Raw genomic sequence first — 16,246 nt, 5'->3', positions numbered from 1 at the left:
GCGGTGGCACTGAAGGGTTGCAACGAGGGACTTTCAGTTATAATTTAGCAAGTTATTACACTTTATTCAGACTCGACCACAAGAGCGCTTATGCCTTCTCACAAGACAAAACCGCCGCTGTACCCCAAAAGCCATATTGTAGCGGCTAGCGGTATAGCAGCAGCGCTGAGCATCTTTCTGCTCGTTATCCCGACCTCGGATGTAGAAGCTCGCAAAACGTATGTGCAGCTTGATCTTGATACCATTACCAATCACCTGGAGTCACCGGGCTCGTCTAGAGATTTGGACGCCCTGATCAGCGAAACAGTCACTTTTTCGCTGGCCGACGAATTGAACAAGCAACCAGTACCCCTGGCTGCCAAGCAGACTTTCCGTGGCAGCGACCGTCAAGCTCTGCCGGTCGACCTACCCATGGCCATGGTAGCTAAAGCGCAGCCTGCCTCGGAGTGGATGAGCGTTCCTGTTGAGAGCGGTGACACGCTTTCAGTGGTGTTCGAGCGCGTCGGTCTCTCTGCCAGCACGCTGCATTCAGTGATCAATAGCAGTTCGGACGCCAAGCGTTTCACTCGCCTCAAGGCAGGCCAAGTTCTGGATTTCAAACTTGGCGCAAATGGCGAGCTGGATGCACTCAAGTCCAAGCTGAACGATCTGGAGACGCTGCGTCTGGACCGTGAAGGCGATAATTATGTGGTCAATAACGAACTGATCACCCCTGATGTGCGAACGCAATACGCGCAAGGCGAGATTACCAGCTCGCTGTTTCTCGCCGCGCAAAAAGCCGGCATGTCACACAACCTGACAATGGAGATGGCGAACATCTTCGGCTATGACGTGGACTTTGCACGTGATATTCGCCAAGGCGATCGCTTCGAAGTGGTTTATGAAGAGCTCCACGTGGGTGATAAACGCGTGGGCACCAACAATATTCTCGCTGCTCGCTTTAGCAATCGCGGCAAGACGTTTACCGCAGTGCGCTTTACAGACAAGAGCGGCTACAGCAGCTATTACCGTGCTGATGGCACCAGCTTGCGTAAGGCATTTATCCGCACGCCGGTCGAATTTGCGCGTATCAGCTCCAAATTCAACCCCAACCGTCGTCACCCGATTCTGAACAAGATTCGTGCTCATAACGGTGTCGATTATGCTGCCTCTACCGGCACGCCGATCAAAGCCACCGGTGACGGCCGCATCGTCCATTTTGGACGTAAAGGCGGATACGGCAACACCATCGTCGTGCAACACGGGCAGAAATACAAAACGCTGTATGCGCACATGAACCGCTTCGCCAAGAATCTGCGCCAGGGCTCCAATGTGTCGCAAGGTCAGATAATTGGCTATGTCGGCATGACCGGGCTAGCAACGGGCCCGCACCTGCATTATGAATTCCTGGTCAATGGCCGTCACGTCAATCCGCTTGGGGTTGACCTGCCTGTGGCTGACCCGGTACCGCAGAATGAGCGCACCGCGTTTATGGCGATCAGCAACAAGATGATGGCCAGCCTGGACCAGAACAGAGACACTCAACTGGCTCTGCTGGAGCAATAAGTGTCCCACCTGCATGTCGGTATCATGTCGGGCACTAGTCTGGATGGTATCGACATCGCTATTACCGAGATCACCCCTCCTCAACAGGTGCGCTTAATGGCCGCCTGTTGCGTACCCTTCCCCGATTCATTGCGCAACGACCTCCTGGCCCTGTGCAGCCCTGACACCAATGAAATTTATCGCGCCGGTATCGCTGGTCAGGCCTGGGCTCGTCTGGCTGCCGGCGGGGTAACATCACTGCTGGAACAGCTGCAGCTAAGCCCCAATCAAATTGCGACTATCGGCAGTCATGGCCAGACCATCCGTCACCACCCGGACCTGGGCTTCAGCCTGCAGATCGGCGCGCCCGCCCTGCTCGCCGAACTGACAAAGATCTGCGTAATAAGCGATTTCCGCAGTCGCGACATTGCCGCAGGTGGTGAGGGCGCGCCGCTGGTACCGGCTTTTCACGATTGGCTATTACGTGATTCGGCAACTACCCGAACGCTGGTCAACGTGGGCGGCTTTGCCAACCTGACCATCATGCGACCCGGCCAGCCTGCGACAGGCTTCGATAGTGGCCCTGGCAATGTGCTGCTGGATTACTGGATCAACCAGCATCTGGGCCAAGCTTACGATCACGCAGGGGACTGGGCACGCAGCGGAAAAGTGCTGCCAGAACTGCTGAACTCAATGCTGAATGACGGATACTTTCAACGCACGGGACCCAAAAGCACTGGACGTGAATATTTTAATCCGTACTGGCTACACCAGCAGCTTGGAAACTTCCCGCCCGCCGCACCAGAAAATGTGCAAGCGACTCTGGTAGAGCTGAGCGCGCGCTCCATAGGCCAGGCCGCGAGTCAATACGCCAGCGACAGCCAGGCGCTATACCTGTGTGGCGGCGGCGCGCGGAACATCCTGTTGATCGAGCGGCTCGCGCACCACTTGCCGAGCATGCAGGTGCTGACTACCGCAGAACTTGGCGTAGATCCGGACTGGATGGAAGCAATGGCTTTCGCCTGGCTGGCCTGGCGCTGTACCGAGCGCCTAGCAGGCAATCTGCCGGCAGTGACCGGCGCCATAGGCGAGCGTATTCTCGGAGCGATTTATCCGGCCTGAAGCCAGAAAGCGGCAAGCGCAGTGAATGGCTTCAGACGGAGAACGAAGAACCACAACCACAGGTAGTGGCTGCATTGGGATTATTGATGACAAAACGCGAACCTTCCAAGCCTTCCAGATAATCGACCTCAGATCCGGCGAGGTACTGAAAGCTCATCGGGTCGACCACCAGTTTCACACCCTCGCGCTCGACCACGGTATCGTCTTCAGCCAGCTCGTCATCGAAAGTAAAACCATACTGGAACCCCGAACAGCCACCCCCGGTTACGAACACCCGCAGGCTCAGGCGCTCATTACCCTCTTCATCGATCAGCGCGCGGACCTTGGATACGGCGTTGTCGGTAAACAGCAAGGGAGTGGGGGTAAACATTTCAGCAGTAGACATACATCCTCCAGCGACGGGTGCAAAAGCACACTAACGGCCTATTATCCGTTTTCCCGACTCTTTTGGTCAACTATTCTTCGGATACCAAATCGGTATCTACCGGTAACGCGACCTGGGCCGGCAGCTCTGCATCCATGTAATGCAGGTTACCGCTGATCTGTGCACCCATGACCATTTCCATGAAACGGTAATGCAGATCGCCGCTGATGCGCGCCTTGGCATCAAGCTCAAGGTGCTCAGAAGCATGTACGTCCCCGGTTACCTGACCATTGATCAGTACGCTCGGCGCTCTGATAACACCCTCGATACAGCCATGTTCACTAATGCGTACCAAGCCCTGATCCGCGTGCACATTGCCAATGACACGTCCGTCTACCTGCAGGGCGCCGGTGAAGCGAAAATCCCCTTTGAACTCAGCGTCTTGAGCGATGATCGTGGTTTTACCGCCAAACTGACCGATATCTACTTTTTTGTGCTTGTCTGTTCCAAACATCAGGGCCTTGCTCCTGTTACCGTCCAATCGAATGCTTGTTCTACCAGAGTTTTGCCATCGCGAACGGCCTTGAGAATCACGCGTTCTGGCTGAAAATCATCTGGCAGTACCAATTCAGCACCACTGCCGTTGCTGGGCACTACCTGGAAGTAGCGGAAATTCAGGCTCATCACATCTTCAGCCAGATCCCCTGTCACATCATCCAGGGTCAAGGTTACCGCCTCGCCGCCCTGGCGGCCATGAATGGTCACATCCAGCCGCGCCTGGACCGTATCGCTTTCTTCGCCGACGCGGCTGACCATGACTTTATAGCGGAAAGTGTTCGGAGCTTCTGTGGCATGCAGCTCAAAAGCCTGGATACGCAAACCGGGAAGCATCGCATTGGGCGCCAGAGCACCCTGATACTGGGCCAAATCCTGCTGTACTCGGAACAATTGCTGTTCCAACTCTTGGACCACGTCACGCGCTTCCTGCAGACCTTCGCGCGCCACCAGCAAGTCAACCTCCATCTGTTGCTGGCTTTGCCGCGCGCTATCCAGCTCGGAGGCCAGCTCCAATTGCCGCACCAGCAACTGATCTCTCTCCTCTAGAACCGCCTGTTGCGAGCGCAACGCAAACTCCCAGCCGAACCAGGCACTCAACGGCGAAGCCAGCAACAACGTGACAATCAACCCTACCTTCAGCACCTGAACCAGCCTGGATGTGCGCGGGATGAAGACCACGCGATGATCGCGCAAGACCCGGCGGCGCTTCAGTTTGAACATCAGGGCATAAGCGCCGGATGGGACAACCCAAGAGTCTCGTCAAGCCCGAGCGCGATATTCATGTTTTGCACAGCCTGCCCTGAAGCGCCTTTAACCAGATTGTCGATCACTGACAGGACCACCACCAGGTCGCCGCCCTGTGGCCGGTGGACTGCGATCCTGCAAACGTTGGCACCCCGCACACTGCGCGTTTCTGGATGACTGCCGGCTGGCATGACATCGACAAAGGGCTCATCGGCATACCGCTGCTCGAACAAGGTCTGCAAATCCACCGAGTGGTCGACCACAGTCGAGTACAGCGTGGCATGGATCCCGCGGATCATCGGCGTCAAGTGCGGTACGAAGGTCAGCCCTACCGGACCACCGACGGCCTGACGCAACCCCTCACTGATCTCGGGCAGGTGGCGATGGCCGGCCACGGCATAAGCTTTCATGCTCTCGGTGGACTCGCAGAACAACGAACCCAGATTGGTGCCGCGGCCCGCGCCGCTAACACCGGACTTGCAGTCGGCAATGATGCGTGACGGATCCGCCAGCCCGGCCTCCAATAGCGGAATGAGCCCTAACTGGGCGGCGGTGGGGTAGCAGCCTGGCACGGCGATCAAGCGCGCGGTACGGATGGCCTCCCGATTGACTTCCGGCAAGCCATACACAGCCGTTTCCAGTAATTCGGGCGCGCCGTGCGGCTGCCCATACCAGCGAGACCACTCCTCGGAATCCTTCAGCCGGAAGTCGGCTGACAGGTCAATGATGCGAGTGCTGGTCGACAGCAGCTCGCCAGCCATGGCATGGGCCACGCCATGCGGAGTAGCGAAGAACACCACATCACAGGCGCCCAGAGCAGTAACGTCCGGCACGCTGAACTTGAGGTTGTCATAGTGCCCGCGCAGGTTAGGGTACATGTCCACAACCCGCTGGCCTTCTTCCGATCGGGAGGTTATGACCTCGACATGGGCCTGGGGATGTTGCGCCAGCAGCCTGAGCAACTCGACGCCTGTGTATCCGGTCCCGCCTACAATGCCGATTTTGATCATTTTATTTCCTGAATCGTTTTGTACATGACTGTTCGCCCCTATGATAAAAGGGCTGACGTAAAATACCAGCACTCACTGCCCCTGCGTGGGTGCAGACACCCGTCGTAGAGGAGCTTGCCGTGTACCTGTGGATCAAAGCCTTCCATATCATTGCCATGGTGACCTGGTTTGCCGCCCTGTTCTACCTACCGCGACTGTTCGTCTATCACGCCCAGAGTGACGACAGTATCAGCCGCGAACGTTTCAAGATCATGGAGCGCAAGCTATACCGCGGCATTATGACGCCCTCAATGGTAATCACCCTGGCATTGGGCTTCTGGATGCTCTGGCTGCAACCTGCATGGCTCTCGCATGGCTGGCTGCATGCCAAGCTGATGTTGGTAGCGGCACTGGTGGCCTATCATTTTGTCTGCGGCACTCTGCTAAAACGCTTTGCCAATGACGCCAACACGCGCTCGCACGTGTTCTACCGCTGGTTCAATGAGGCGCCGGTGTTCGTGCTGCTGGGAGCGGTCATCCTGGTGGTAGTCAAACCTTTCTAAGGTTAATCCGCCATCACCGCGCGGGTTTTCGCCCAATCCCGTAGCGCCTGTAGACGCTCGGCCATGATCACTGACAGCGGCGATGTCTGCGCCAGCGCCTCCAACACATGGGCATCGCTGACCTCCTGCTGACGCGCAGCAGCCGCATACACGGCCGAGACAACGGCTTGTTCAATTTCTGCGCCGGAGAAACCGTCGCTGGCCTGCGCCAATTGCGACAGGTTGAACAGCGGCACCTGTAATTCGCGACGGACCAGATGGATACGGAAGATGTCTTCGCGCACGGCCGAGCTCGGCAGATCGACAAAGAACATCTCATCGAGTCGGCCCTTGCGGATCAGCTCGGGGGGCAGCTGGCTGACGTCGTTCGAGGTGGCAACCAGAAACACCCGACTTTTGCGCTCTGCCATCCAGGTCAGTAACGAACCGAGCAGACGTCGCGAAACACCTTGATCAGACCCGTCCGGCGCCAGCCCTTTTTCAATTTCATCTATCCAGAGCACACAGGGCTCCATGCAATCAGCCATGTGCAGCGCTTCGCGCAGATTCTTTTCCGTCTCACCAATGTACTTGTTGTACAGCGCCGCGAAGTCCAGCCGCAGTAGCGGGAGCCCCCATACCCCTGCCACCGCTTTGGCAGCCAGGCTCTTGCCCGCCCCTTGCACACCCACCAACAGGACGCCCTTTGGCGCGTCCTTGACATCGCCGGCCTGGAGAAAGGCCGCCTGCCGATTCGCCAGCCAGCCTTTAAAGTGTTGCAGGCCGCCAACGTCAGCAAAATGCGCGGTGTCCTGCTCAAAGCTCAGCACGCCCTGCATATCCAGCAAACCGAACTTGGCTTTATTCAACGCAGGCAGATCTTCCTGCGTAATGGCACCGTCATCAGCAATCAGATTGCGCGCCAGACGACGTGCTTCAGCATGCGTGGTCCCGCGCAGATTACGCACCACCTGCTCCAGGGTGCGGTTATCGGTGCGCACCCTCTGCCCTTGGTTCTCTTGCGTCCAGTTGGCGGCCTCTTCACGCACGATGGCCGCCAGTTGCTCGTCGGACGGCATGCTCAGATTGAGCCGCGCCGCCAGCCGGCTGAGTTCGGCAGGCAAGGCTATCGCGTGGCTTACCAGCACCACTGTGGGGGACGCCCCGGGCTCCATGGCCAAGCTCTTCAGCAGGCGGATCAGCCGGGGCGATTCAAGATAAGGGTGCAAGTCACAGAACACATACAGTGCCTGCTCATTAGCGCGGCGAATCTGCTTTAGCGCCGTCTCCGGGTCAGTGGTGTCCTCGCTCGGTTCTACATCGGCGCCAAACCCGAGTCGGCGCAAGCCGTCGAGTAGATTCCAGGTATACCAGGTCTGCGCTCGCTTGATCGCCAGCGCGGCCATGGTTTCCAGCACCCGACGCTCCTCCCAGGATTCGATCACAATCAGCTTGATCTTGCTGTCGAGCAGCAGATTCAGATCGTGGATATCATTTTTCACAGGCCCTTCCTTTTGCAATCCCAGTTTATGCATTCCCAGGTGATGCACTCTCAGGTGACGCACTCTAAGGTGATGGTGCCATTCTAGCGTTAGATGGTTACACTGGAAGCACTTTGAGCACCTGTTGAGGAGTAGCCTGTGGACTGTCTGTTCTGCAAGATCGTTGAGGGTAAAATCCCGGCAAAGAAAATCTATGAAGACGAGCAGGTTATCGCCTTCCACGACATCAATCCCCATGCTCCGGTGCACTTTCTGGTCATCCCAAAAACGCATATCGCGACCCTGGCAGATATCACCGAAGATGATCGCGCGCTGGTCGGCCATATGATCTATACCGGCCAGAGGCTCGCCAAGGAGCTAGGCTGCGAAGAAGGATTCCGCACCGTCTTCAATTGCAACGCTCAGGGCGGACAAACGGTTTACCATATTCATCTGCATGTGCTCGGGCAGCGCCAGATGAGCTGGCCGCCGGGTTGATCCAACGCAATAGTCGGCCAGCCACAGCCTTTATACTGCCGCTTTTGCCAAGCAGCACAGGAGTGATGTCATGAACTCACCGCGTCAATACAGCTTTCTCGACCGCCTGCTGACCCAGGCTGATCAGTCTCTGCGCACGCTGGTGCCTGGTGCAGCGCAGGCCAGCCGCCCCTCCCCCGCGCAGCATCTGGCCAATGTGCCCATGGATGCGGTGGAGCGCCAGCATATCGCCGGTCTGATGCGTATCAACCACACTGGCGAAGTCTGCGCGCAGGCGCTTTACCAGGGCCAGGCTCTGACCGCCAAGTTGCCCGATGTGCGCGCCAAGATGGAACATGCTGCAGCTGAGGAAATTGACCACCTGGCCTGGTGCGAACAGCGCCTGGAGGAACTCAACAGTCAGCCCAGCGTGCTCAATCCGCTGTTTTACGGTTTGTCATTCGGGATGGGGGCGGTGGCCGGCATGATCAGTGATCGCGTGAGCCTGGGGTTTGTCGCGGCTACCGAACAACTGGTGGAGCGGCACCTGGATGACCACCTGACCCAGTTGCCGGAAGAGGACATAAAATCCCGCGCGATTCTGGAACAGATGCGCATAGACGAAATAGAACACGGCAGCCAGGCATTGGAAGCCGGCGGAATGATATTTCCCGAACCGGTAAAGGCGGCCATGACGCTACTCTCGGGTTTTATGACCAAAGCTACCTACAAGATCTGATGTAAAAGGCTGCCACAGGCAGCCTTTTCACGAACCAGCGGTTTATTCGATCTCGACGATCTCATAACCGTGGGTCATTTCCACCCCGGCGCGCGCCAGCATGATGGAGGCCGAGCAGTATTTTTCGGCTGACAATTCGACTGCCCGCTTGACCTGCGTTTCCTTCAGATTCTTGCCACTGACAACAAAGTGCAGGTGGATCCGGGTAAAAACCTTGGGTTCTGTTTCCGCGCGCTCGGCTTCCAGCTGGGTGTGCACGTCGCGAATATCCTGGCGGGCCTTTTTCAGGATGCTGACTACGTCATAGCTGGCACAACCGCCCAGGCCAATCAGCACCGTTTCCATCGGCCGCACGCCCATATTGCGCCCGCCCGCTTCCGGCGGGCCATCCATGACCAGCGTATGACCACTACCCGATTCGCCAACAAACATGGCGCCGTCTACCCACTTGATCTGTGCTTTCATCTGGCTCTCCGGCTGACATTCTGAATGCGCGCAGAATATCACAAGCTTTATAGCGCGGCGCCACACTGGTCAGCGGCAGAAAAACTGGACATAATCGTCTTTGGTCTCAGTGACGAGGCTTTCAGGGGTGCTCCGGCACCTATGGCTTGCTCGACAGGATAACTACATGGTTTCAATTGCCCTGACACCCAAAATAAAAAATCTCGACTCCTATCTAGCCCATTGCCACCTTCGCAGCTTCAACGCCCGCAGTACCATCATCCACGCCGGCGACCACTCCGACAGTCTGTTTTATATCGTCAAAGGCTCTGTAACCATCCTTATCGAGGATGAGCAAGGCCGGGAAATGATCATCGCCTATCTGAATCAGGGCGACTTCTTTGGCGAGATGGGCCTGTTCGACGAGGTCAAGCCGCAGCAGGACCGCAGCGCCTGGGTGCGCGCCAAGACCGAATGTGAGGTGGCAGAAGTCAGCTACAACAAGTTTCGCGAGCTGAGCCAGACCGAGCCCGATCTGCTGTACGCCGTGGGCCGGCAGATGGCCGAGCGCCTGCGCAACACCACGCGCAAAGTCGGCGATCTGGCCTTTCTTGACGTCACCGGCCGTGTGGCCCGCACGCTGCTGGATCTGTGCAAGCAGCCCGATGCCATGACCCATCCCGACGGCATGCAGATCAAGGTCACCCGTCAGGAAATTGGACGGATTGTCGGCTGCTCGCGGGAAATGGTCGGGCGGGTACTCAAGAGTCTGGAAGAGCAAGGCCTGATCGACGTCAAGGGCAAGACCATGGTCGTCTTCGGCACCCGCTAAGCGCTCTGCAGCCAACCCCTGCAGAGCATCAAGCGCTGAGGTACAATCGCCGGATCATTTCAATCACGGCGAGGCGATTATGGGCTTGAACAATCAATGGATGCAGCGTGACCTGTCAGTGCTCTGGCACCCCTGCACTCAGATGAAAGATCACGAGCATATGCCGGTCATCCCGATCCAGCGCGGCGAAGGTGTCTGGCTGCATGACTTTGAAGGCAATCGCTACCTGGACGCCGTCAGTTCCTGGTGGGTCAATATCTTTGGCCATGCCAATCCCTACATCAATCAGCGCGTCAAGGATCAGATCGACAATCTGGAGCATGTGATTCTGGCCGGATTCAGTCATCAACCGGTGATTGAGCTATCCGAGCGTCTGGTCGATATTACCCCTGCCCCACTGACCCGCTGCTTCTACGCCGACAACGGCTCGTCGTGTATCGAAGTGGCACTGAAAATGAGCTTTCACTACTGGCTCAATACCGGTAAGCCGGAGAAGAAGCGCTTTATCACCCTGTCCAACAGCTACCACGGCGAAACCCTGGCTACGCTCTCCGTCGGCGATGTCGCGCTGTACAAGGAAACCTACGAGCCGCTGCTGATGAGCGTGATTACCGTGCCGTCGCCGGACTGTTATGAGCGTGAAGCCGGTGCTACCTGGGAAGAGCACAGCCGTCTGATGTTCGAGCATATGGAGCGTGCGCTGGAGCAAAATCACCAAGAAGTGGCGGCGGTGATCGTCGAACCGTTGATCCAGTGCGCCGGCGGCATGCGCATGTACCACCCGGTGTATCTCAAACTGCTTCGCGAAGCCTGTGATCGCTATAACGTGCACCTGATCCATGACGAGATTGCCGTTGGCTTCGGCCGTACCGGCAGCCTGTTCGCCTGTGAGCAGGCCGACATCAGCCCTGACTTCCTATGCCTGTCCAAGGCGCTCACTGGCGGGTATCTGCCCATGGCGGTGTGCATGACCACCGACAAGATGTACGAGGCTTTTTACGACGACTACGTGACCATGCGCGCGTTCCTGCACTCGCACAGTTACACCGGCAACCCGCTGGCCTGCGCCGCGGCACTGGCGACCCTGGATCTTTTCGAGCAGACCGATGTGATCGCTGCAAACCGCGTTCTGGCAGCGCACATGAAGAAGGCTACGGCGCATTTTGCTGACCATCCCCATGTCGCCGAAGTGCGCCAGACCGGTATGGTCCTGGCCATAGAGATGGTTCAGGACAAAGCCAATCGCACTCCTTACCCGTGGCAGGAGCGTCGCGGCATTCGCGTATACGAACATGCGCTGAAGAACGAAGCCCTGCTGCGTCCGCTCGGTAGCGTGGTGTACTTCATGCCGCCTTATGTCATTACCCCGGATCAAATTGATCACCTGGCCAGCGTCGCCTGGGAAGGCATTCAACTGGCCACGCGGGACTGATCGCATGCGCGTATCGCGTTTCTATCTGGATACTGCCCTCGCCGAGGGCGACTGCCTGCTTGAGGACAATCTGGCCCACTATGTTGGCCGCGTACTGCGATTGGCTCCAGGAGCGCCGGTGCAGCTGTTCAATGGCAGCGGCGAGGAATGGCCTGGAGAAATACTCGAAGTCAGCAAACGCGAGGTCCGGGTACGCCTTGGCGCCGCCGTTGCCGGCATGCCAGAACCTGCATTGCGGGTGCATCTGGGCCAAGCCATGTCCCGCGGCGAACGCATGGACTGGGCGATTCAGAAGGCCGTCGAGTTGGGCGTAACCGAGATTACACCGCTGTTTACTGAACGCTGTGAGGTCAAGCTGCAAGGCGAACGGGCGGACAAACGCCAGGCCCATTGGCAGCAGATAGCCGTGAGCGCCTGCGAACAATGCGGCCGCAGCGTCGTACCACTGATTCACCCACCAGCGGCATTGAACCCGTGGCTGGGCGGCCTGACCTGCGACCTCAAACTGGTACTGCATCATCGTACCGAGCAAAGCCTCAAGAGTCTTGCCCGCCCTGAGCGGCTCGGCTTGCTGATTGGCCCTGAAGGCGGCTTGAGTGCAGACGAAATTGCCCTGGCGGAAAACAGCGGCTTTCAAGCTGCCCGCTTTGGCCCGCGGGTATTACGCACTGAAACAGCGCCGGTGGTGGCGTTGACCATGGCCCAACATCTTTGGGGCGACTTTTTGTAACCCATACATCTTCGGTTCTTTTGGTCACGCAGGCTGCAAGCCTAAGGCTCAGTGTGGTTGCCAAGAAAACGCGATTGGAACAGAACCCTGCGCCTTCTGTCGTACCCTTATAGACACCTAGCCGAAACGAGCCCCGGGAGCGAGTAGCGGGCAAAACCCAATACGTATCGAGTCAGGAGAGCAACCCCCATGAACTACAGCAAGTTCGCGGCGATGATCGGAACATCAACTATTGTGATGTTAGTACTGATGTACTTAACCACCTACAGTTGGGATCATGTGTTTTTTAGCGAAACTCGTCTGTTCATGGCCATAGTGATGGGCGCTGCCATGGCCTTTATCATGCTGATGTTTATGCTGGGCATGTATAAAAGTCGACGAGTCAATATCTGCATCTTGGCTGGTAGTCTTGCAGTTTTTGCTCTGTCACTCTGGTTAGCCCGCAGCCAAGAGACCGTCGATGACGTTGCGTGGATGAAAGCAATGATACCCCACCACTCCATCGCCATCCTGACGAGCGAACGGGCGAATATCAGCGACCCACGCGTGCAGGAGCTCGCCGCTAAAATCATTGAGGCTCAAAGAGCTGAAATTGCAGAAATGAAAGCCTTGATCAATGATCTTTCCAATGAGTAGTACGCACCCTTTTTAGATAACAATGCATACCGGGCCTAAGATCGCGAGCCCCGACCTGAGACACATCACCCTACACAGAGATAATCTGATCCATGGGCAACGAGCAGTCTAATCTGATCCAACGGCTTAACAACGAGTGTTTTTGTGTCAGCCTCGACCAGCACGCACTGAGTCAGGCGCTGGCAACGGAGACTGGTCGCTCTGACGTTTTTCAGTTGCTGCAAGAGCGCTGTCCGACTGTGTTTGCTGCTCGACCTGTCTTTGTGTCGCCAGCGCATATGAAGCGCATGCGGGATCTCATCTACGCGGTCGAGTCAGTGGTCGCCTTACCCACTTACCGGGAAGAAGTCCTTGCTTACGCCCCAGCAATTGCCAGACATTCATCAGGCCCACGCGGCGTATTCATGGGCTATGATTTTCACGTCGCACAGGAAGGCTTCGGGCTAATCGAGATCAATACCAACGCCGGCGGGGCCATGCTTAACGCGCTGATGGCCCGGGCGCAACGCGCCTGCTGCCCGGAAGTGGCTGGCGTAGTTCCGCCGCCAGCGCTCGCGGAGCGTTTCGAAGCTGAGATTGTCGCTATGTTTCGTCATGAGTGGGCGTTAGCTGGGCGCAAGCAGCCACTGCGCAGTATCGCAATTGTCGATACTGAGCCGGCAAGCCAATATCTCTACGCCGAGTTCATGCTGTTCCAGGCTCTTTTTGAAAGACAGGGTATACGCGCGGTTATCGTCGATCCGGCGGAACTGGAGCTGCGCTCCGGTCGCTTGTGGCATGGTGATCTGGCAATCGACCTGGTGTACAACCGGCTGACTGATTTTCTGCTCGAGTCGCCGGCTAACGAACACCTCAGGGAGGCACACCTTGCCGGCGCTGCTGTGCTGACACCGCACCCCCAGGCCCACGCCCTTTATTCGGATAAACGCAATCTGATCATATTGAGCAGCGATGACCATTTGCAGCGGCTAGGTGTCGCCCCTGAGACCCGCACGACTCTGCTTGCAGGCATTCCGCGCACGCAGCAGGTCCACCGCGAAAAAGCAGAAGAGTTCTGGGCCCAACGTAAAGGACTGTTCTTCAAGCCTGCAGCGGGTTACGGCAGTCGTGCTGCCTACCGCGGCGACAAGCTCACCCGTCGCGTCTGGGAAGATATTCTGGCAGGGAACTACGTTGCTCAGGCTCTGATCGCTCCTGGCCAGCGCGTGTTGGGTAGCAACACATCGCCGCAGGTCCTCAAGTTCGACCTGCGCAATTACGTATATGACACTCAGGTGCAGTGGGTAGCGGCCCGACTTTACCAGGGGCAAACCACCAACTTTCGTACGGTCGGTGGCGGCTTTGCTCCGGTTTATCCCGGCCCATGAAATGATCTTTCATAGGCGCGGTACAAACCAAAAGCTGCAGGCTCACTCGCTTTTTTCAAGCTCGGTCACAACATAGCTGTCGCCTTGCTTGTCCGCCCGAAATCGGACCTTGTCCCCGGCGGCCAGCCCTTCCAGGTCCGCCGCATTCTCGACCTTGAAGACCATGGTCATGGGAGGCATTTTCAAGTTATCGATCGGTCCGTGGCGTAACGTCACCCGTTGCCCGGTCTGATCGATTTTTCTCAATTCGCCTTCGGTCATTGCCTGGTGATTGCTGGCCACGACAGGCACAGCTGCCAGCCCGAACATCATCAGCAATAACATCATTATTTTTTTCATCGCATTCTCCACTCATGGATTATCTTGTGTTTACGTTAAGACCGCCAACCATGCCGGCTTGAAAGTGCCCTGGCAGCAGGCAAGCAAAGTCAAAGCGCCCGGCTCGATTGAAGGTCCAGATCAGCGTTTGCGTTTGCCCCGCGGCTACGTGTGCCATGTACGGCTCGTCATGCTCCATACCCGGAAATTTGGCCATCAGTGCGGCATGCTCTTCCAGCTCTGCAGCCGTGCCCAAAACCAGTTCGTGCAGCATCTTCCCTTCGTTTTTGATTACCAGCTTCAGCGTCTCCCCCTCGGCCACTTCGAAATGGTCCGGGGTAAAGCGCATGCTGTCGTCCATCCGAATGACCAGTTCGCGATCAACCTGCTCTTCACTTGCGCCGATGCCCCACGCCTTCTGCTCCGGAGGCATCATGCTACGCTCGCTCTCTCCGGCCTCGCCATGCGCCAGTACACCAAAAGACAGCGTGCTCAGCGCCGCCACGGCCGCTACCAATGTTAATTTGCTCATCATTTATAGCTTCCCTTGCAGATTAATGTCCGGAATGTCCGGTGGGTTTACGAACTTGCACTTCAACAGCGGGCTTGCCAGTGGATGCTTCCGATTTAAAACGCGACGGCTCTTGTAGAGGCCCGGTCCACTCGAATGCCTGGGTACCTTCCGGCTGCTGGTACCAGCCAGGATCGCTGTAATCACCAGCAGGCTGGTCTGCTCGCACCTTGAGCATGGTGAACATACCGCCCATCTCCACTGAGCCGAAAGGTCCGTCGCCGGTCATCATCGGTATGGTGTTCTCCGGAAGCGGCATCTGCATCTCCGCCATATCTGCCATACCCCGCTCGCCCATGACCATGTAATCCGGGATCAGACTATTGATCTGGGTAACCACCTTGCGATGATCAACACCCAACATCGTCGGCACGTCGTGGCCCATGGCGTTCATGGTGTGGTGGCTCTTGTGGCAGTGAAAAGCCCAATCACCCAAATCGCTGGCGATAAACTCGATCTGCCGCATCTGACCAACGGCTACGTCCGTGGTCACCTCCGGCCAGCGTGCACCGCGCGGTACCGGCCCACCGTCGGTCCCGGTAACTTCAAACTCGTGGCCGTGCAGATGTATCGGGTGGTTGGTCATGGTCAGGTTGCCGACGCGAATCCGCACCTTGTCATCCTTGCGCGCAACCAGGGGATCAATTCCAGGAAAGACCCTGCTGTTGAACGTCCAGATATTGAAGTCAAGCATCTCCATGATCTTGGGTGTGTAGCTTCCCGGCTCGACGTCATAGGCGTTAAGTAGAAAACAGTAATCGCGGTCTACCTCGTCAATATTGGGATGAGCATCGCGCGGGTGGGTTACCCAGAAGCCCATCATGCCCATGGCCATCTGCACCATCTCATCCGCATGCGGGTGATACATAAAGGTGCCGGGGCGCTTGGCTTCGAACTCATACACGTAGGTTTTGCCTGCCGGGATAGCACGCTGATTCAAGCCGGCTACCCCATCCATGCCGTTGGGCAAACGCTGCCCATGCCAATGGATACTGGTATGTTCCGGCAGCTTGTTGGTAACAAAAATACGGACCCGGTCCCCCTCTACCACTTCAATGGTAGGCCCAGGCGATTGGCCGTTATAGCCCCAGAGATGGGCATTGAAGCCTGGGGCCATCTCTCGCACTACCGGTTCAGCAACCAGGTGAAACTCCTTTACACCGTTATTCATGCGCCAGGGCAGCGTCCAGCCATTCAGCGTCACAACCGGCTTGTAAGGCCTGCCAGTATTCGGCTCCAGCGGCGCCATGGTCTCCGGGCTGCTCTGAATTACTGGCTCGGGCAACCCCGCCAAAGAAACCCGGCTGACCGAAGAGGCAGCAACGGCTGCCGTTATGGCACCCGCGCCCATAAAGAAATCACGTCGTGAAACCATG

Annotated in this window: 19 protein-coding genes; 10 read left to right on the top strand and 9 right to left on the bottom strand. The window is 57.2% G+C overall.

Translation table 11 applies throughout. The features are described from left to right. Positions 1 to 90: 90 nt before the first annotated feature. A complete protein-coding gene (locus EAO82_RS03995) occupies positions 91 to 1,545 on the top strand; it encodes an OapA family protein (RefSeq protein WP_096348508.1) in 1,455 nt (484 codons plus the stop codon). Further along, on the top strand, positions 1,546 to 2,646 hold the full coding sequence (locus tag EAO82_RS03990) for an anhydro-N-acetylmuramic acid kinase (RefSeq protein WP_096348507.1): 1,101 nt from the start codon (positions 1,546 to 1,548) through the stop codon (positions 2,644 to 2,646). 31 nt (positions 2,647 to 2,677) lie between these two features. On the opposite strand, the gene erpA is transcribed toward EAO82_RS03990, so the two are convergent. The 4 genes from erpA to argC form a co-directional block, all read right to left on the bottom strand. Next, positions 2,678 to 3,031: an iron-sulfur cluster insertion protein ErpA gene (gene erpA / locus EAO82_RS03985; protein WP_096348506.1), complete on the bottom strand. Its 354-nt coding sequence runs from the start codon at positions 3,029 to 3,031 to the stop codon at positions 2,678 to 2,680. Between the two features lie 70 nt (positions 3,032 to 3,101). Continuing rightward, the gene (locus EAO82_RS03980) at positions 3,102 to 3,524 is read right to left on the bottom strand and encodes a polymer-forming cytoskeletal protein (protein ID WP_096348505.1); all 423 of its coding nucleotides are present in this window, start codon (positions 3,522 to 3,524) and stop codon (positions 3,102 to 3,104) included. Beyond that, positions 3,524 to 4,288 carry a DUF6776 family protein gene (locus EAO82_RS03975; protein ID WP_096348504.1) on the bottom strand — a complete coding sequence of 255 codons (765 nt, stop codon included), beginning with the start codon at positions 4,286 to 4,288 and terminating at the stop codon, positions 3,524 to 3,526. The genes EAO82_RS03980 and EAO82_RS03975 overlap by 1 nt, the downstream gene beginning before the upstream one ends. After that, positions 4,288 to 5,322 carry an N-acetyl-gamma-glutamyl-phosphate reductase gene (gene argC / locus EAO82_RS03970; RefSeq protein WP_096348503.1) on the bottom strand — a complete coding sequence of 345 codons (1,035 nt, stop codon included), beginning with the start codon at positions 5,320 to 5,322 and terminating at the stop codon, positions 4,288 to 4,290. The genes EAO82_RS03975 and argC overlap by 1 nt, the downstream gene beginning before the upstream one ends. Positions 5,323 to 5,441: 119 nt before the next feature. Between argC and hemJ the strand changes: the two genes are divergently transcribed. Continuing rightward, positions 5,442 to 5,864, top strand: coding sequence for a protoporphyrinogen oxidase HemJ (hemJ, locus tag EAO82_RS03965; protein WP_096348502.1), 423 nt, complete (start codon positions 5,442 to 5,444; stop codon positions 5,862 to 5,864). A gap of 2 nt (positions 5,865 to 5,866) precedes the next feature. Here hemJ and EAO82_RS03960 read toward each other — a convergent pair whose 3' ends face one another. After that, a complete protein-coding gene (locus EAO82_RS03960) occupies positions 5,867 to 7,345 on the bottom strand; it encodes an AAA family ATPase (RefSeq protein ID WP_096348501.1) in 1,479 nt (492 codons plus the stop codon). 138 nt (positions 7,346 to 7,483) lie between these two features. Here EAO82_RS03960 and EAO82_RS03955 point away from each other — a divergent pair, with 138 nt between their 5' ends. Next, a complete protein-coding gene (locus EAO82_RS03955; protein WP_096348500.1) occupies positions 7,484 to 7,822 on the top strand; it encodes a histidine triad nucleotide-binding protein in 339 nt (112 codons plus the stop codon). A gap of 70 nt (positions 7,823 to 7,892) precedes the next feature. Next, entirely contained in the window at positions 7,893 to 8,540 is a 648-nt protein-coding gene (gene coq7 / locus EAO82_RS03950; protein ID WP_096348499.1) for a 2-polyprenyl-3-methyl-6-methoxy-1,4-benzoquinone monooxygenase, read from the top strand. A 42-nt stretch (positions 8,541 to 8,582) separates the two neighbouring features. Here the strand turns inward: coq7 and EAO82_RS03945 are convergent, their stop codons facing one another. Next, positions 8,583 to 9,005 carry an OsmC family protein gene (locus tag EAO82_RS03945; RefSeq protein ID WP_096348498.1) on the bottom strand — a complete coding sequence of 141 codons (423 nt, stop codon included), beginning with the start codon at positions 9,003 to 9,005 and terminating at the stop codon, positions 8,583 to 8,585. A 166-nt stretch (positions 9,006 to 9,171) separates the two neighbouring features. Between EAO82_RS03945 and crp the strand changes: the two genes are divergently transcribed. The 5 genes from crp (at position 9,172) to EAO82_RS03920 (ending at position 13,981) form a co-directional block, all read left to right on the top strand. Continuing rightward, complete coding sequence (gene crp / locus EAO82_RS03940; RefSeq protein ID WP_096348497.1) at positions 9,172 to 9,816, top strand: cAMP-activated global transcriptional regulator CRP; 645 nt, start codon at positions 9,172 to 9,174, stop codon at positions 9,814 to 9,816. Between the two features lie 79 nt (positions 9,817 to 9,895). Beyond that, a complete protein-coding gene (locus EAO82_RS03935; RefSeq protein ID WP_096348496.1) occupies positions 9,896 to 11,248 on the top strand; it encodes an adenosylmethionine--8-amino-7-oxononanoate transaminase in 1,353 nt (450 codons plus the stop codon). A 4-nt stretch (positions 11,249 to 11,252) separates the two neighbouring features. Continuing rightward, entirely contained in the window at positions 11,253 to 11,978 is a 726-nt protein-coding gene (locus tag EAO82_RS03930; protein WP_096348495.1) for a 16S rRNA (uracil(1498)-N(3))-methyltransferase, read from the top strand. Between the two features lie 189 nt (positions 11,979 to 12,167). Then, a complete protein-coding gene (locus tag EAO82_RS03925; protein ID WP_096348494.1) occupies positions 12,168 to 12,614 on the top strand; it encodes a DUF305 domain-containing protein in 447 nt (148 codons plus the stop codon). 92 nt (positions 12,615 to 12,706) lie between these two features. Then, positions 12,707 to 13,981: a hypothetical protein gene (locus tag EAO82_RS03920; protein ID WP_096348493.1), complete on the top strand. Its 1,275-nt coding sequence runs from the start codon at positions 12,707 to 12,709 to the stop codon at positions 13,979 to 13,981. Between the two features lie 42 nt (positions 13,982 to 14,023). On the opposite strand, the gene EAO82_RS03915 is transcribed toward EAO82_RS03920, so the two are convergent. The 3 genes from EAO82_RS03915 to EAO82_RS03905 are packed head-to-tail and all read right to left on the bottom strand — an operon-like array spanning position 14,024 to position 16,245. Next, positions 14,024 to 14,320 (bottom strand): copper-binding protein, encoded by a 297-nt coding sequence (locus tag EAO82_RS03915; RefSeq protein ID WP_096348492.1) that lies wholly within the window; start codon positions 14,318 to 14,320, stop codon positions 14,024 to 14,026. Positions 14,321 to 14,339: 19 nt separating this feature from the next. After that, a complete protein-coding gene (locus EAO82_RS03910; RefSeq protein WP_153274268.1) occupies positions 14,340 to 14,834 on the bottom strand; it encodes a plastocyanin/azurin family copper-binding protein in 495 nt (164 codons plus the stop codon). Between the two features lie 19 nt (positions 14,835 to 14,853). Beyond that, the gene (locus EAO82_RS03905) at positions 14,854 to 16,245 is read right to left on the bottom strand and encodes a multicopper oxidase family protein (RefSeq protein ID WP_153274267.1); all 1,392 of its coding nucleotides are present in this window, start codon (positions 16,243 to 16,245) and stop codon (positions 14,854 to 14,856) included. Position 16,246: the final 1 nt, after the last annotated feature.

The organism is Halopseudomonas pelagia, from assembly GCF_009497895.1.
In the GTDB taxonomy this organism is placed as follows: Bacteria; Pseudomonadota; Gammaproteobacteria; order Pseudomonadales; family Pseudomonadaceae; genus Halopseudomonas; species Halopseudomonas pelagia_A.
This window is presented reverse-complemented; position numbering and strand designations above follow the sequence as displayed.